This is a genomic window from Niveibacterium microcysteis, assembly GCF_017161445.1.
Lineage (GTDB): Bacteria > Pseudomonadota > Gammaproteobacteria > Burkholderiales > Rhodocyclaceae > Niveibacterium > Niveibacterium microcysteis.
This window is the reverse complement of record NZ_CP071060.1, coordinates 4,073,510-4,088,784: the sequence shown is the minus strand read 5'-3', so window position 1 is coordinate 4,088,784 and position 15,275 is coordinate 4,073,510. Positions and strand designations below refer to the sequence as shown.

Sequence of the window (15,275 nt, the reverse complement as noted above, 5' to 3'; positions counted from 1 at the left end):
GCGAAATCGGGCGGCGGCGGACGCGTCGGCCCCCGGGTCAGGCAGACAGGGTGTGAGCACGGCAAGCGAAGTGCGGAGGGCGGGCGCGGCAATATTCCAGGGCATCCTGATGAGCTGCGCGCTGGCCTGCGTGCTCGCTTCCGGCGCTGCCCTGGCGGGGATCGCCGAGGATGTCCAGGCGCTTGCCGCGCGACGCGACGTGTCGACGCGCGAAATCCAGAATCAGCTCGATGCCATGCGTGGCGCACTGACCACCGCGCCTGCATCGGCCCGCCGCGAGGCCCAGCGCCTGCAGGCGGAAGTGCTGATCGAACGTGGCCAGTTCCGCGCGGCCAGTGAGCAGCTCGCACAGCTGATCGCGCACACCGAAGCGGTACACGACGACCAGATGCTCGTTCGCTCGCTGGTCCTCAAGGCTCGCTTGGCCTACTACCGCGGGCAACCTGAACAGCAATACGAAGCTGCGAGGCGCGCCATCGAAGTGGCGGAAGGGCTTGGTGGGCAGGGGCTGCGGGCGACAGCGCAGCAGTCCCTTGGCATGGCGTACATCAGTTTGGGGCGTAACGAGGACGCGATGCGCGTCCTGCTTAATGCATTTGATGGCGCCAATAGGTCGGGTGACGTTCGCTTGGCCGGGCTGACCCTGAAGTCGCTTGCGCTTGTGCAAACTTTTGTTCCAGACATTGCTCGCGCGCGCCAGTACATCGAAGAAGCCCGGCGGACCATAGAACCGTTGGGAGACCAATGGCTACTCGCGGAAATCGAGGTGCTGCGCGCGATCGTATCGGGGCCGGTCGAGGACAATACGTCGGATCTGTCCATTCTGGTCCGCGCGCATCGAATGACTGAGCGGATGGAGTTGGCGCTCCACGAGGAGATGTCCCTTGTCAACTTGTCAGACTGGTACCTGAACAAGAAGGAGTGGGATAGAGCTATAGAGATTTCGCGTCAGGCCGTCGAGGTTGCAGGGCTGTTCGATGAGCCCGAGCATAGTGGCGTTGCATACCTTCAGTATGCGCTTGCATTGGTTGGTAGTGGGCGGGTAGCCGACGGGATTCGCCAGCTAGAGCGATCAGTGTCTGTGCTGAGGCATTCTGGTGAAGACGCGTACCTGGCCAACGCGATTTATGAGCTCGCAAATGCCTACGAGCGTGTTGGCCGCATGAAAGATGCGACGGCGGCTTATCGGGATTACCGCGCGGTGCGCGATGTCAACGAAGGGCGCTCGCGGGCGCGGCTGGTCGCGGAGATGCAGGAGCGCTTTGATGCCGAGCGCAAGCAGACTGAAATCCTGCGCCTGCGTGAGGACAACGTGCGCACTACCGCCGCAGCGGAAACGCAGCGACAGCGCGCGATGTTCTGGAGCATCGTGGCGGGGCTGACGATCGCGGCCGGTGTTGCCATCGGCCTGATGTTCCGTCGCACACAGCTAGTCAACGCGCGCCTGGTTGAGGCAAACAGCCAGCTGGCCTTCCTTGCGGAGCGTGATTCGCTGACCGGACTGTTCAACCGTCGTGCGATGCGTGCCTGGATCGAGACACAGACGGTGTCGTCGGAGGTCTCCCCGATGGCTTTGCTGCTCTTCGATATTGACCACTTCAAGGCGATCAATGATCGACTTGGTCATGCGATAGGCGACGAGATCATCATTGAGTTCGGGCAACGCGTTCAGGCGCTGCTGCGCGACGGCGATCGGCTCGCACGTTGGGGCGGCGAGGAGTTTCTTGTCGTGTTGCGCGGCGTTTCGGCGCATCAGCTCCCGGCGCTGGCGCAGCGGATCCTGCGCAGTATTTCCGACACGCCCTTCGGTACCTCGATCGGCCCGGTGCCGGTCACGGCGTCGATGGGCTTCGTACCGTTCCCGCTTGATCCGGAAGCGGTCGATGAAGGCTGGGAAGGACACCTCGCGATTGCTGACCAGGCGCTCTATCGTGCCAAGGGCAGTGGCCGCAATGCGGGTTTCGGGGTGCTGGCCTTGGTTGCGCCGTGGAGCGAAGTTCGGCGCGGCCTTGCCGAGAGTTTTGATAGCGTGATCGCGAATGGCCTGGTGATATCCGACGCATGCCGCGGCGGTGCGAGCCTGGTCGACAAGGTTATCCCGTTCGGGGGCCGTAACTACTCGCCCAACTGAACACTGCGCTGGTCGGCCGTCTGCCAAGGGCGCAGGAACGGTCGCGGCGCTCGCCCTGCCTGCAGAGCACCCGAACTATTCCGTTTTGTTTTTTGTTTGCCGACGTTGCGTTTGCCGTCGCTGGAGTTTCCATGCTGCTTGACCCGAATTACCTGCGTGACCGTATCCGTACGGTGCCCGACTGGCCACAAGCCGGCGTCCAGTTTCGCGATATCACCCCGCTGCTGCAGGATCCGAAGACGCTGCGCGTCCTCGTGGAACAGTTTGTGTTCCGTTACATGGATCAGGACATCGACCTGATTGCCGGCATCGATGCGCGCGGCTTCATCATTGGCGCGATCCTCGCGCACGAACTGAACGTGGGCTTCGTGCCGATCCGCAAGAAGGGCAAGCTGCCCTACACAACGATTTCCGAAGAGTACGAACTCGAATATGGCAGCGCGACGGTCGAGATGCACAGCGACGCCTGCAAGCCGGGCGACCGCGTGCTGCTGATCGACGACCTGATCGCGACGGGCGGCACCATGATGGCGGGCAAGCGTCTGCTCGAGCGGCTCGGGGCCGTTGTCGTCGAAGGCTGTGCCATCGTCGATTTGCCTGAACTGGGCGGCTCAGCGCTATTGCGCGAAGGTGGGCTGAAGCTCTTCACACTGGTCGATTTCGCCGGCCACTGAAACTGAAACTGATTACGAAACTAGGAGAACACACATGCCTGTCGTCGACATGAAGGAAATCGAGCGCGCGATGGCCGAGGCAGACTGCCTCGTGCCGGATGAAGGCGTCGAAGCCGCGCTGGATCGCCTCGCCGAAGGCATCACCGCTCGCCTGCGCCACACCAATCCGCTGGTGTTCTGCGTCATGAACGGCGGTCTGATCCTCGCCGGCCGCCTGCTGCCGCGCCTGCCCTTCCCGCTGGAAGTGTCGTACCTGCACGCCTCGCGCTATGGCCACGCCTTGCAGGGCAACCTGCTCGACTGGCGGGTGCGCCCGACTCAGGATCTGCGTGGCCGCACGATCCTGGTGCTCGATGACATCCTCGACGAAGGCCATACGCTGTCGGCAATCCTTGAGTACCTCAAGGCCGAAGGCGCAGGGCAGGTTTTCTCTGCGGTGCTGGTGCACAAGTTGCACGACCGCAAGGCCTTCCCTGGCATGCGCGCCGACTTCACCGGGCTCGATGTTGCGGACCGCTTCCTGTTCGGTTGCGGCATGGACTACAAGGGCTACTGGCGCAATGCGCCGGGCATCTACGCCCTGAAGGGGTACTGAGTGCCTGCAAGCCGGGATCAGGTCGTCGAAGCGACGCAGCGCTGGCTGGAGCGAGCCGTCATCGGGCTCAACCTGTGCCCCTTCGCCAAGTCGGTGTGGGTCAAGAACCAGGTGCGCATCACCGTCACTGAGGCGCAGACCACCGATGCGTTGCTCGACGCGCTGATTGCCGAGTTGCAGCTGCTGGCCGACACGCCGGCAGAGGAGATCGACACCACCCTGCTGGTACATCCACAGGTGCTGACGGACTTCTACGACTTCAACGACTTCCTCGACGTCGCGGACATCGCGTTGGCCGAGCTCGGGCTGGATGGTGAACTGCAGATCGCGAGCTTCCACCCGGATTTCCAGTTCGCCGATGCGGCCCCGGACGATATCAGCAACGCCACGAATCGCTCGCCGTATCCGACCCTGCATCTGCTGCGCGAGGCGAGTATCGACCGCGCGGTCGAGGCCTTCCCGGACGCCGCCGACATCTACGAGCGCAACATGGAAAAGCTGCGCGAGCTGGGGCCCGAGGGCTGGGCGGCGCTCGGCGTCGGGCCGGACGCGCCGGAGAAGTGAGCCGAGGCGCCGTTCGACGGCGCCGCCTCAGGGCTTTATGAAGCCGAGGTCGTTGAGCGGGAAGTTCGCGAGCCCTGGCAACGCTGCCGCAATTTGCGCGGCGCTGAGCCCGAACCAGCGGGCCAGCGTCGCGGCGTATTGCTCCACCGACGACGCGGGAATCCAGCGACCCTGGCGCTCCCAGCTTTCCACGCCGACATCGTCAGTACCGCCGAGCACCAGGTCGGGGTAGCGGCCGTAAGTCTTGCCGCCTGCCACGGCGCCGCCGATCACCAGGTGGTGATTGCCCCAGGCGTGGTCGGTGCCACTGCTTGCATTGGGCAGGAAGGTGCGGCCGAAGTCCGACATCGTGAAGCTGGTGACGGCACTGGCCTGGCCGATCCGCACCGTGGCGTCGTAGAACGCCGCCAGCGCTGCGCCGAGCTCCGCGAGGAGCTTCGGATGCCGGGTCAGCTGGTCGGCATGGGTGTCGTAACCGCCCTGGGCGACCACGAATACCTGCCGCCCGCTGCCGTTCGTCGCACCGTAGCGGATCAGTTTGGCCACCTGATAGAGCTGCTTGGCGAGCGGGGTGTCGGTGGCGCCGCTGAGATTTCCAAAGGCGATATCGATTGCGTCCGTCGAACCGCTGGCGGGCGTTGTCTTGAGTACCGGGCCGAGGGTCGCGCTGGTGTCCAGCGCGCTCTTCTGGATGCTGCCGTAGGCCTGCATCAGACGGTTGCTGTAATTGGCGCGCGCCATCGTTTCGAGTGCTGCACGTCGGCTCGCGTTCGGCCCGCCGAACCAGCCGCTGGGCGAGAAGTCGTCGCCGGGGCCCGGCAGCGCCAGCGCCGCGCCGGTGTCGCTGCTGCCGAAGCGGCCCGCACTGCCGAGGGCGAGCACCGGCCGGACGCCCGCCTGTGCAGCAAGTCGCCCACCCCAGCCGGTGCGGGCCAGCACGCTGCGCCCGGCGCATTCCCACAGCGTTTGCTGGTCGGAGTGCGAGAACAGGTTGTCCGGCAGCGTCTTCGTTTTCAGATCGGCCTTGGTCAGTGGCACTGCGAGCGGGCCGACATTGAACACGGGCGCCAACGCACCCGCGGCCCACAGCGGGCCGAGCGGCGCAAGCGACGGGTGCAGCCCATAGTCGCTGCCGAGCGCGACAAGGGAGGACTGCGCCACCGCCAGCTTCGCGCGCACCGCGGCGTACTGCGCGTAACGCGTGGCGTCACGCGGGATGATCGTATTCAGGCCGTCATTGCCGCCGTAGAGGAATACGCACACCAGCGCCTTGTATCCGGGCGCCGATTGCGCCTGTGCCTGAAGGCTGCCAAGCAGGCCGATGCTGGCTGCGGCGGAGAGTCCGCCGGCGTGGGCGGCGGAGCGAAGAAAGTCGCGGCGCTTCATCGTTGCACCTGATAGTCGGGCGAGGCGAGCAGCAGGTAGAAGGCGGTGCGTACCCGCTCGCGGCGGTAGCTGTCCTTGTAGCTCTTGGCATCCCAGGCGGCGATGGCGTCGATCACCGCGGCTCGGGTGCTGGCGCTGCTGCGGTTGCCGGTCAGCACGCGATCAATGCGGTCGAAGAGCGCGGCGGGGTCGTCGGCCGCAGATTCGAATGACGTGACGTTGGTCCGCGTACCGGTGGCACCGGGGATCGAGCTGTCGGGCGAAATGCCGCCGCCGTTGCTCCAGTAGAACAGCCCGTCGCCCAGGTTGTAGCGCGTCATTGCCGTGGATGCATTGGCAACGCCGAACTCTGGCGCCAGGTCGGGCTTGCCCGGCAAGGGATAGTCGGCCGGGAAGTAGTTGAAGACCGAGGGCGCGGTGTAGACCATCTGACCCAGCAAGGCACCGATCCACCAGTAGAAGGGGGCGCCGTCGGTGGTGCCGTTCGCGGCACGCAACAGGTTGATCGTGAATTGCGTTGGTTCGCGCAGGCGTCCGTAGCCCGGGTCGTCGGCGCGGGGTGCGTCGCGCGCTTCCGGGTCGAGCAGGATCGCTGCCAGTGTGGCTTTCATGTCACCGCGCTTGCCGCTGCCGATGCCGTTCGAGCTGCCGCTGGCAATGGCGGTTGCAACACGCTCGACATAGGCCGGCGTCGGGTTGCTGGTGACGAGTCGCTGGATCAACTGTTTGCCGATGAAGGGCGCGAAGTTCGGGTGGTTGAACAAGGCGTCGAGTACGGCATCGGCGGCTTGGCGCGGTGTGCGCGTCGCCGGGATCGTTGCGCCGCCCGGCAGGCTGCGCAGCGTCTGGTCGTGTTGGGCTGGGTCGGCAAGCATTTCGCCGCGCAGGAAGGTGGCGTTGGTCCAGTCCCACTTGCCCCACGGGCTGACACCGCCCGCCGGGTAGGTCCAGCCGGTCAGCGCGTAGGCGACTTCGCGCACGCCGGTGTTGTCGTAGGTCGCGCGGCAGCTACCGCCGTCGAGCTCGCCGCCGGGTGTCAGCGCACAGGGCCCGATCGTGAACAGCTGCATCAGTTCGCGCGCGAAGTTTTCGTTCGGCGCGTCCTTCTCGTTGTTCACCATGTTCAGATAAGCGCCCATCACCGGGTGCAGCGCCATCTTGCCGAGCAGTTCGCGCAGGTTGCCGAAGGCGTTGTCGCGCAGCATTTGCTGATAGTCGCGCAGGCCGTAGGTGCCCTCCACCTCGTGGCCGGAAACGACCCAGATCTGCGAGAGCGCCCAGGCGGTACGCTGCCGCAGCTGATCGCGCCCGCTCAGCGCCTGGCGGTAGAACTCGCGCGACAGCGGTTCGGCCGAGTAATAGTCGCGCCAGCAGTTGCTGCCGAGCATGCGCTCGGTGCAGAAATCCTTGAGGCCCGCGGTATGAATCTCGGCCGAATAGTTCGCAAACGTGGAGGCCGGTGCGTCGAACTGGGTCAGCAGCCATTGTTTGGGGCCAAGTTGGGTGGCCTCCGTGATGGCGGCCTCCGAGGCGCCCCAGCCGCCCTGGTCAAGCAGGCGGACAGCCTCCTGGGCCGTCATCGGCGTTTCGCCGGTCGCGGGAGGTGGCGTGGGGACCGGGGCGGTCGTGTTGCTGCCGCCGCCTCCGCCGCCACAAGCGGCAAGCATCAGCGCAGCGCTGGCCGCGATCAGCGCGGTTAGGCCGCGCAGGCGTTGTCTCTGCATGGGTCTGCTCGGGTTGGGTGATTTTTTTCACGAGCATACCCGAGCCATTCAAAACCATGCGGATGGCATCGGCTGACGTCACCCTTTCGCGCACGCGTCGGCCGCTTACGCTGCGATGCCAAGCCAGACCAGCAGCGCCCAAACGATGGCGGTCGTCCACCCGATCAGCGTCAGCGCGGCGAGCGGGTAGTTGCGGACTTCGGCCCCGGCGGGCGCGGTTGCGCGGCCGGTGAGCATGCTGCGCGGCAGGTTCTGGCGCTCCAGCAGGCTCATCACCATCACCCCGCCGAGGTGCACCACGATCAGCGCGAGCAGGCCTTCGGCGAGCGCTTCGTGCAGCTCGGCAAGCGTTTCGATTTCGTCATAACGGTAGTTGAGCACGCCCGTGATTGCGGCGCCGAGGGCGAGCCCGAGCAGGCCGATGACGGCCCAGCCACCGATCACGGTATGGGTGGCGCGCGGTGCGGCGTGGCCGGCGAGGTGGTCGCGCAGCTCGGCGACGGCCGCTGCGGGGCTGCGTACGAAGGTGCGGAAACGTGCCGAGCGGCTCCCGACAAAGCCCCATAGCAGGCGGAACAGCACGACTGCGCCGGCGACGCTGCCGGCTACGATATGCACCCGCCGCCAAGCTTCCTGCTCCGCGGTGAGCCATGCGATTGCCACGCTGGCGGCCAGCGCCCAGTGGCCGATGCGGACCGGCAGATCCCAGATACGAACGTTCATTACGGGCCTCCTTGGATCAGTCTTCAAAGCGACGGCCAACGGCCGTCAGGGCGTGTTCGCTGAAGCGGCCCTTGTCTGCGCCTTCGTGGCAGGCCTGGCAGTTCGCCGCGCTTTTCACCTCGGGCGAGCGAAAAGCGCTGCTCGGGATCTCGTGGTGCTTGCGTCCGTACCAGCGGGTGTCGGTGATGCGTCCGCTGGCCGCGTCGAAGCGTTCGCCGTCCGGCGCGGCGTTACGTTCAAGGAAGGCCAGGATGGTCTTGGCGTCGGCCGGCGCGAGGCTGGCGTCGCTGCCAAAGTGCTTCTGCAGTCCGTTCATGACGTTCTGCCAGCCGTGCTTTGCGAGAAGCTGCGGAGGGTAGGCCACATGGCAGCTGCTGCATTCGCTCTTCCACACGGGCGGTGCGCCGCTCGGCAGCGTGACGGAGCCGGCTTGGGAGGGTGGTGCGATCAGACCGGCGAGCAGCGCACCGAGCAGGAGCTTGCTTTTCATGTCATGCCCCCGCGCGCAGGTAAGCAATCACGTCGGCCTTTTCGCCCGCGGTGCATTCGCGGCCGACGACCTCGCGGCAATTGCGGCGGAACCACTTCTCGCTTTTCGCGGCATCGGTAAAGCGCTGCGGATTGGCGCGCACCGCCATCGGCTCGATCAGCTTGCCGGTGATGGCGTGCTTGCCGGCGGCGCTCGGATCGTTGCTGTGGCATTGCGTGCAAGCCGGGAAATCGGCGTTGACGCCATGGCGCTTTGTGAACAAGGTGCGACCGCGTTCCGCGGATGCGGCGAAGCCGGCCCCCGCCTGTGCCGCGTAGGCGGCCTGCAGCGTTTGCGGCGTGTCGGCCGCTGTCGCTGCGGTGGCGCAAAGCAGCCCCGCGGCGAGCAGCGCGACAATGGCAACTGATTTCATGTTGAGTCTCCTCGATTGGGTGCGCCCATTGCAGCCGGTGCGCCTTAAGGGGGGCTTAAGCCGTATCGGCGACAGTGCCGCCAACGATCAATGGGAGGCGCCATGCGGGTGCTGCTGGTGGAGGATGACAAGCCGCTCGGGCAGGCGGTGTGCGACGGCCTGGCGGACCTGGATGTGCGCTGCGAGTGGGTCTGCGATGGCGTGGCCGCCGAGGCCGCGCTGGCGACCGATGCGCAGAGCCTGGACGCCGTGGTGCTCGATCTGGGCCTGCCCGGGCGCAGTGGGCTTGCGGTGTTGAGCAGCGCACGTGCGAACGGTCTGCGCCTGCCGGTGCTGATCCTGACCGCACGCGACAGCGCGGAGGACATCGTGGCGGGCCTCGACGCGGGCGCCGACGATTACCTCGTCAAGCCCGCCGATCTGCGCGAGATTGCCGCCCGCCTGCGCGCACTGGTGCGACGCGCGGCCGGCCATGCGCAGGCGCGCCTCGCCTGCCGCGATGTCGTGCTGGAACCCGCCTCGCGCCGTGCTTGGAAAGACGGTGCGGAGGTCGAACTCTCGGGGCGCGAGTTCGATATCGCCGAACTGCTGCTGCGCCACGCAGGGCAGGTGGTTACCCGCGAGCGCATCGAACAGGCGATGTACGGTTGGGACGGTGGCGCAGAGAGCAACGCGCTCGAAGTGCATATCCACCATCTGCGCCGCAAGCTCGGCGCAGACTTCATCCGCACCTTGCGAGGCATCGGCTACATGGTGGAGCGCGCATGAGCCCGCGCCTGTCGCTGACCGCACGCGTCGTCTTGATCGTGACGCTGGCGCTGGCCGCCGGCGGCGCCGGCATTGGCTGGCTGGTGTTTCGTGCCGCGACCGGCCAGGCCGCAGAGCTCTTCGACGGACAACTCGTGCAGACCGCCGAGATGCTGGTCGCGGTGGCGCACCAGGGCGATGGGGCGGCGCCGCGCAGTGGCGAGCAACACGACGCTGACGACCATGACGACGATACTGCCGATGCGCTGCATGGCGGTGCGCCACGCGAAATCCGCTTTGGGCGGCGCTTCCGCCAGGTCCTGGTGTATCAGGTCTGGAGTGCCGGGCCACAGCCACGTCAGCTGGCGCGCAGCCCCCATGCGCCGGATGAATGGCTGCCGGCGGGCACAGAGGGCTTTACCGATGCGCGGTGGGCCGGCGGTGCGTGGCGATTCTTCCGCTTCGAGCGAAGCGGCTGCATCGTGATCGTCGGGCAGAACGCCGAGGTGCGACAACGCCTGGTGCATGAGATCGGCGAGCACGGCTTTACACCGCTGGCGATCGGTTTCCTGGGCGTGATCCTGCTCGCCTGGGGCGCCATCGCGCTGGGCTTGCGTCCGCTCTCGCGCCTGGCGGGCGAATTGCAGCAGCGCGCACCCGACCAGCTCAGCCCGTTGGCCGAAGGGCCGCGGCCGCGCGAGCTGGCCACGTTGGTCGCTGCGCTGAACGGGCTCTTTGCGCGCGTCGCGCGGGCCTTCGAGAACGAACGCCGCTTTACCGCCGATGCGGCGCATGAGCTGCGTACCCCGCTGGCGGCCGTTGCAGCGCAGATTCAGTCGGTGGAAACCGCGCCGGATGAAGCGGTTCGCGCGTCGCGCTTGCGGCAGGCGCTTGCCGGGGTGCAGCGGATGGCCCGGCTGGTCGAGCAACTGTTGGCCGCCGCGCGGCTGGATGCGCTGGATTCGGTGCGGCGCGAGTCGGTCGATCTGGCTCAGCTTGCGCGCGAGCTTGCGGCCGAGCGGGCAGCGGCAGCGCTGACGCGCGACGTGGAGCTTGCGCTGGAGGCGCCGGACAAGCTCCCCGCGCAGGTGCAGCCGGAACTGATGCGAGCGCTGCTGCGCAACCTCATCGACAACGCCGTGCGCCATGCGCCGCCAGGCTCCGATGTCACGTTACGCCTTGGCCGCGAAGGTGCGCGCGTACGGCTCTCGGTCTCCGATGCTGGCACGGGTGTCGATGCGGCCTTGATGGCGCAGCTGGGTGAGCGATTTGTTCGTGGCGAGGCGATGGCCGGCACGACCGGCGCCGGGCTCGGTTTGTCGATCGTGCGTCGCATCGCCGCGCTGCATGGCGGCGAGCTTGTGTTCGCGCGCGCCGACGAGGGCGGTCTGAAGGTCGAAGTGCTGATCGACGCCTGAGCGGTGCTGAGTGCCGATCAGGCCGGCACCGGGCGCCCGCGTGCAATCGCGAGCGCCAACGTTTCGTCCGTGATCACGTCGAAACACTCGCGGAAGCTTTCCGGGATCTCCGCCGGTCGGCCGCTTCGCCCGTCCACGTAGACCCACAGCGTCTCCGCGCGGGCCAGTATCTGGTCGTCCGTGTCGCGCCGCAGCACGTACCGGCGTGGGGATGTCTGGCCGGAAAAACCCGCGATCCAGGTGATCAGCGTCAGTGCGTCGCCCGCGTAGGCCGGGCGCAGGTAATCGATGTGATGGCTGCGCACCACCCAGCTGCTCTGCGTCTCGATGTAGCGCTCAATGTCCCAGCCGCAAAAGGCGGAATGCGCGGTGGCAACGTCCTGCATCCAGCGCAGGTACTCGATGTTGTTCACATGGCCGTTGAGGTCGATTGCACTCTTGGGCACGGTGAAGCGGTGGGAGAAAACGCTGCGCATCGGGGACTCCTGCTGGCGAGAAATGCTGCACTGCAAAATCTAGCAGTGATTCGATTCGTTTGCCAGACGAAGTTTTGCAGTGCATCAATCCAGCCACACCCCTTGGTCGCGCAATTGTTTGCTGGCCGCCTCCGCCCAGCCCCGGTTCGCGGCCGGGCTGGCCGGGCTGGGGTGAAGCACTCGGCCGAATTTAACCGGCAACCCGGCCAATGCGGTGCGCGCGCGAGTTTCCGCCCAGGCGCCCACGCCGATCAGCCATTCCGGTTCGAGAATCTCGGCCATTGTTCGCAGATGCGCGTCGCAGGCAGCCAGAAGGGGGGCCTGTTCTGCGGCCGGGAGCTTGTCCGGCGTGGCGTTGCGGGCCTGCTCGAAGAAGGCGAGTGGGCAGTAGTTGGCGACGAAGTGTTCGGCAAAGAACGCCTCGGCGGTGCCGAAACGCTGCGCGAACAAGCCCCACAGGCGGCGGCCGCTGACCTCCGAACGGGTGCAGGCGAAGCCTTCGATCGGCCGCTTCGGTGTCTCCAACGCAGGCTTCACAACGCCGCCAGAGATACCCATCCAGTCACGCACTGCGGCGATCTCACCGAACGGCACGCCGGTCTGCACCATGCCGAAGGGCCCCGGGTTCATGCCGAGAAAGATCACGCGCTTGCGCCCCTTCGCAAATCGGCGCAGGTATTCGGCGTTGGCCTCGCGAGCGTAGTCCAGCGGGTTGTACACATGGCTGATCGGCGCGGCGAAATGCAGCGCATCGCAGGCGGCGGAAAGGGTGTCGGCAGCGGCAATCAGGCGGGGGGCGAGGTCAGTCATGGCGGCGGCGGTTTGCAAGCGAAGGCGGGAGTTTAAGGCCTGTGGCGGCGCCGGGGTTTGCACTGCGGGGTTTCGTGAACCAAAGTTAAAGCCGCGGTCGCGGCTCGGGGGAAGTCCGCTGGCCGGCATCGGGATAGCAGATCCTGCCCGCAAGCACAATGATCGTCGCCCCCGCATTGTGGATATTCCGGACTCAAGATGCGGCGCCGGATGCCGCTTACCGTTGAATTGATCCGACGAAGCCTCGGAAGGGAGTGCGCGAGTCATGAAAGCCCTGTTCAGTCCGGCAATCTCGCTGATGAACCGCCTCAGTTACCCGAAGAAATACCTCGTGATGGGAAGCATGACGTCCCTCGCGATCCTGATTCTGATGTTCCACCTCTTCACGTCACTGAGCGCTTCGATCCGCTACTCGCGCGACGAACTGGTGGGACTGGAGCGGCTGCAGGAGACGCAGAAGCTGATTCGCGCATTGCAGATCCATCGTGGTTCATCGACGGCGGTGCTGTCTGGCAACAAGGCGCTGGAAGAGACCCGCGCCGGACGCGAGAAGGAAATCGGCGAGTTGATCGGCAGTCTCGACAAGGCCTTCGACGAACGCACGCTTGGCAAGAGCCCGGCGTGGCAGTCGGTCAAGGACAAGTGGGGGCAGATACGGGGTGGTTGGGCGCAGATGGCGCCGCCCGACAACCTGGTCGCACACACGCAGTTGCTGGCTGACACGATTGTCTTTCAGGTGACGGTGGCCGACGACTACGGTTTGATGCTGGACCCGGAGGCCGACTCTTTCTATCTGATCGACGCTGTCGTCAACAAGTTGCCGGGCGTGCTTGAGAGCCTCGGCCAGAGCCGCGCACGCGGTACCGCCATCCTGACCAAGAAGGAAATCTCCGAACAGCAGAAGATCGAGATGGCGGCGCTGCTGGCCCAGATCGATTCGCAGATGCGGCTCTACAAGATCGGGCTTGAAAAGGCGGCGCGCGGTGACGCCCGTGACAAGCTCGCGGGCGCCGGCGACGAGTTGGGCGGCGCGGTGAAGGAGGTCGCCGACGTGATCCGGCAGGACATCATCAGTGCCGCGTTTGCGACCGACCCGAAAGCCTACTTCGATCTGACCACGCGCACGATCGACAAGGGCTACGACAAGATGTTCACGGTGATCCTGCCGACGATCTCGACCCTGATCGACGCGCGGATTGCACGTATGACCCGCACGATGGTGTTCGACTTTGCCAGCGTGTCGGTGCTGCTCGCGTTCGCGATGTGGCTGTGGCTCGGCGCCTACTTTGCGATCGTCGAGCAGATCACGAACTTCTCGAACGAGGCGCGCCGGATGGCGGCGGGCGACCTGACGGCGCGGGTGCCGGTCAGCACACGTGACGAGATGAGCCAACTGGTGCGCAGCTTCAACGACATGGCCGACGCCTTCTCGGGCCTCATCCGGAAGACTCGCGAGGGGGCCGATCGGGTGACGCAGGCTTCGCAGGAAATGGCGCGCTCCGCCTCTGAGATTTCCACCGCATCGCAGCAGGAGGCGGACGCCGCTTCCAGCATGGCCGCATCGGTCGAACAGATGACGGTCGGCATCACGCATATCAGCAGCAGCGCGGACGATGCCGGCAACGTTGCAACCGAGGCAGGGCGCCTGTCGGACGAAGGGGCGGCAGTGGTGACGCGTGTCGTCAGTGAAGTGCGTGGCGTGGCCGAGGCAGTCGCGCATGCAGCCGAGGTGGTGGAAGAGCTGGGCCGGCACTCCGACGAGATCAGCAAGATCGTCGGTGTGATCAAGGAAGTGGCGGACCAGACAAACCTGCTGGCGTTGAATGCCGCGATCGAAGCCGCTCGTGCCGGCGAGCAGGGCCGCGGCTTCGCGGTGGTGGCCGACGAAGTGCGCAAGCTGGCCGAACGCACCGCCAAGTCGACGCAGGAGATCACTACGATGATCGAGGCGATCCAGCGCGGCACGCGCAGTGCGGTGGAATCAATGAAGACCGGTGTCGAGCGTGTCGAGCAGGGTGTCGGGTTGACGGAAGAGGCCGGTGTGTCGATGCAGGCGATCCATCGTGGTGCCGGGCAGGTGACGCAAGCGGTAACGGATATCTCGATGGCGCTGCGCGAGCAGAGCAGTGCAGCCACTGAACTGGCGCAGCGGGTCGAGCAGATCGCACAGATGGCGGAAGAAACGAGTGCCTCGGTGGCGGACAATGCAGGCACCGCGCGCCACCTCGAAGCGCTCGCTGAAGAGCTGCAGGCGGAGATCCGCCACTTCAAGCTCTGAACGGCGCGAGGCGGGGCGCATGCCCCGCCCGGTCGGTCAGTCCAGCAGGTCGGTGTAGTCCTTGCGGCTGTACGCGGCGAGGCTGTTCCAAGGCTGCGTCGGCACAGCGCCCGGCTCAAGCTTCACTACGGTGCGCGACGCGCGGCTGCCATCGTCGCGGCCGGATTCCACGCGCAGCGCAAGCTTCAGCGAATCGGACCACAGCACCCGCATGTATTCGCCGTTGGCGCGCTGCTCGTACCAGCGGGCACCGGCGATGGTGCTCTCACGCTTGCTCGGTGCAAGGCGCGTGACCAGTGCTGGGTCGATCAGCGACCAGGCGCTTTCCCACTTGCCGTCGAAACCCACCGCGTCGTAGTCGCGCGGGCTCATGTCGACCCGGGTCTTCAGGTCGGGACGAATGAAGCTCAGGCTCACCTTGCCCTGTTTGTCGCGGCCGACCAGCTTGGCGGCGCCAGCCAGATCGGAGGGGTGCAGATGTGCTTCGCCGGCGTGAGCGTGCTCGCCGGCCTCGGCCGCTGGCGTACCGGCGGGCTTGATGCGTTCGGTCCACACATGGCTGTCGCTGCGCACCAGGCGCTCGGCAAAGCGAGTGGTCTTCTCGACGCCGTCGGCGGTGATCCAGCGCGATTCAACCTGGACTGTGGCAACCAGCGGTGCCGTGCCGGCGGCGGCGATCAGCGGCAGTGCGCCGAACAGCGCGCAGAGGATTGATTTGTTCATCAGCTTTCACCCAAAAACAAAGTTGCCGGCGAGGCCAAAGCCAACGCCGGCGGAATCACGCCACGGCCTCGCGCGCGCCGCGCCTGCGGTACGTTTCAGCAACAGGGAGAGGAGGTCTGTTGCT

General features: G+C 66.1%; 16 protein-coding genes. 7 read left to right on the top strand and 9 right to left on the bottom strand.

Features of this window, described 5'->3' with window-relative positions; genetic code table 11:
• Positions 1–37: 37 nt before the first annotated feature.
• Positions 38–454 carry a hypothetical protein gene (locus JY500_RS18625; protein WP_206254128.1) on the bottom strand — a complete coding sequence of 139 codons (417 nt, stop codon included), beginning with the start codon at positions 452–454 and terminating at the stop codon, positions 38–40.
• An 84-nt stretch (positions 455–538) separates the two neighbouring features.
• Between JY500_RS18625 and JY500_RS18620 the strand changes: the two genes are divergently transcribed.
• The 4 genes from JY500_RS18620 (at position 539) to JY500_RS18605 (ending at position 3,964) form a co-directional block, all read left to right on the top strand.
• Positions 539–2,131, top strand: a complete 1,593-nt coding sequence (locus JY500_RS18620) for a tetratricopeptide repeat-containing diguanylate cyclase (protein ID WP_206254127.1) — start codon at positions 539–541, stop codon at positions 2,129–2,131.
• A gap of 131 nt (positions 2,132–2,262) precedes the next feature.
• Positions 2,263–2,805: an adenine phosphoribosyltransferase gene (locus JY500_RS18615; protein WP_172203339.1), complete on the top strand. Its 543-nt coding sequence runs from the start codon at positions 2,263–2,265 to the stop codon at positions 2,803–2,805.
• 34 nt (positions 2,806–2,839) lie between these two features.
• Positions 2,840–3,400, top strand: a complete 561-nt coding sequence (locus JY500_RS18610) for a hypoxanthine-guanine phosphoribosyltransferase (RefSeq protein WP_172203338.1) — start codon at positions 2,840–2,842, stop codon at positions 3,398–3,400.
• Positions 3,401–3,964, top strand: coding sequence for a DUF1415 domain-containing protein (locus tag JY500_RS18605; protein ID WP_206254126.1), 564 nt, complete (start codon positions 3,401–3,403; stop codon positions 3,962–3,964).
• A gap of 27 nt (positions 3,965–3,991) precedes the next feature.
• Here the strand turns inward: JY500_RS18605 and JY500_RS18600 are convergent, their stop codons facing one another.
• From JY500_RS18600 to JY500_RS18580, 5 genes are all read right to left on the bottom strand, one after another.
• Positions 3,992–5,350: a DUF1501 domain-containing protein gene (locus JY500_RS18600; RefSeq protein ID WP_206254125.1), complete on the bottom strand. Its 1,359-nt coding sequence runs from the start codon at positions 5,348–5,350 to the stop codon at positions 3,992–3,994.
• On the bottom strand, positions 5,347–7,074 hold the full coding sequence (locus JY500_RS18595; protein WP_206254124.1) for a DUF1800 domain-containing protein: 1,728 nt from the start codon (positions 7,072–7,074) through the stop codon (positions 5,347–5,349). Before JY500_RS18595 ends, JY500_RS18600 begins: the two co-directional genes overlap by 4 nt.
• Positions 7,075–7,179: 105 nt before the next feature.
• Positions 7,180–7,797 carry a cytochrome b/b6 domain-containing protein gene (locus JY500_RS18590; protein WP_206254123.1) on the bottom strand — a complete coding sequence of 206 codons (618 nt, stop codon included), beginning with the start codon at positions 7,795–7,797 and terminating at the stop codon, positions 7,180–7,182.
• Between the two features lie 16 nt (positions 7,798–7,813).
• Positions 7,814–8,287: a diheme cytochrome c gene (locus JY500_RS18585; RefSeq protein WP_206254122.1), complete on the bottom strand. Its 474-nt coding sequence runs from the start codon at positions 8,285–8,287 to the stop codon at positions 7,814–7,816.
• Position 8,288: 1 nt separating this feature from the next.
• Positions 8,289–8,699, bottom strand: coding sequence for a DUF1924 domain-containing protein (locus JY500_RS18580; RefSeq protein ID WP_206254121.1), 411 nt, complete (start codon positions 8,697–8,699; stop codon positions 8,289–8,291).
• Positions 8,700–8,801: 102 nt separating this feature from the next.
• Here JY500_RS18580 and JY500_RS18575 point away from each other — a divergent pair, with 102 nt between their 5' ends.
• A complete protein-coding gene (locus JY500_RS18575; protein ID WP_206254120.1) occupies positions 8,802–9,467 on the top strand; it encodes a winged helix-turn-helix domain-containing protein in 666 nt (221 codons plus the stop codon).
• The gene (locus JY500_RS18570; RefSeq protein ID WP_206254119.1) at positions 9,464–10,864 is read left to right on the top strand and encodes an ATP-binding protein; all 1,401 of its coding nucleotides are present in this window, start codon (positions 9,464–9,466) and stop codon (positions 10,862–10,864) included. Before JY500_RS18575 ends, JY500_RS18570 begins: the two co-directional genes overlap by 4 nt.
• Before the next feature lie 17 nt (positions 10,865–10,881).
• Here the strand turns inward: JY500_RS18570 and JY500_RS18565 are convergent, their stop codons facing one another.
• The gene (locus JY500_RS18565) at positions 10,882–11,340 is read right to left on the bottom strand and encodes an acyl-CoA thioesterase (protein ID WP_246479690.1); all 459 of its coding nucleotides are present in this window, start codon (positions 11,338–11,340) and stop codon (positions 10,882–10,884) included.
• 84 nt (positions 11,341–11,424) lie between these two features.
• Positions 11,425–12,150 carry a uracil-DNA glycosylase family protein gene (locus JY500_RS18560; protein WP_172203328.1) on the bottom strand — a complete coding sequence of 242 codons (726 nt, stop codon included), beginning with the start codon at positions 12,148–12,150 and terminating at the stop codon, positions 11,425–11,427.
• Between the two features lie 265 nt (positions 12,151–12,415).
• On the opposite strand from JY500_RS18560, the gene JY500_RS18555 reads away from it, so the two are divergent.
• Positions 12,416–14,428: a methyl-accepting chemotaxis protein gene (locus tag JY500_RS18555; RefSeq protein WP_206254118.1), complete on the top strand. Its 2,013-nt coding sequence runs from the start codon at positions 12,416–12,418 to the stop codon at positions 14,426–14,428.
• 36 nt (positions 14,429–14,464) lie between these two features.
• On the opposite strand, the gene JY500_RS18550 is transcribed toward JY500_RS18555, so the two are convergent.
• Complete coding sequence (locus JY500_RS18550; RefSeq protein ID WP_206254117.1) at positions 14,465–15,151, bottom strand: hypothetical protein; 687 nt, start codon at positions 15,149–15,151, stop codon at positions 14,465–14,467.
• Positions 15,152–15,275 lie beyond the last annotated feature (124 nt).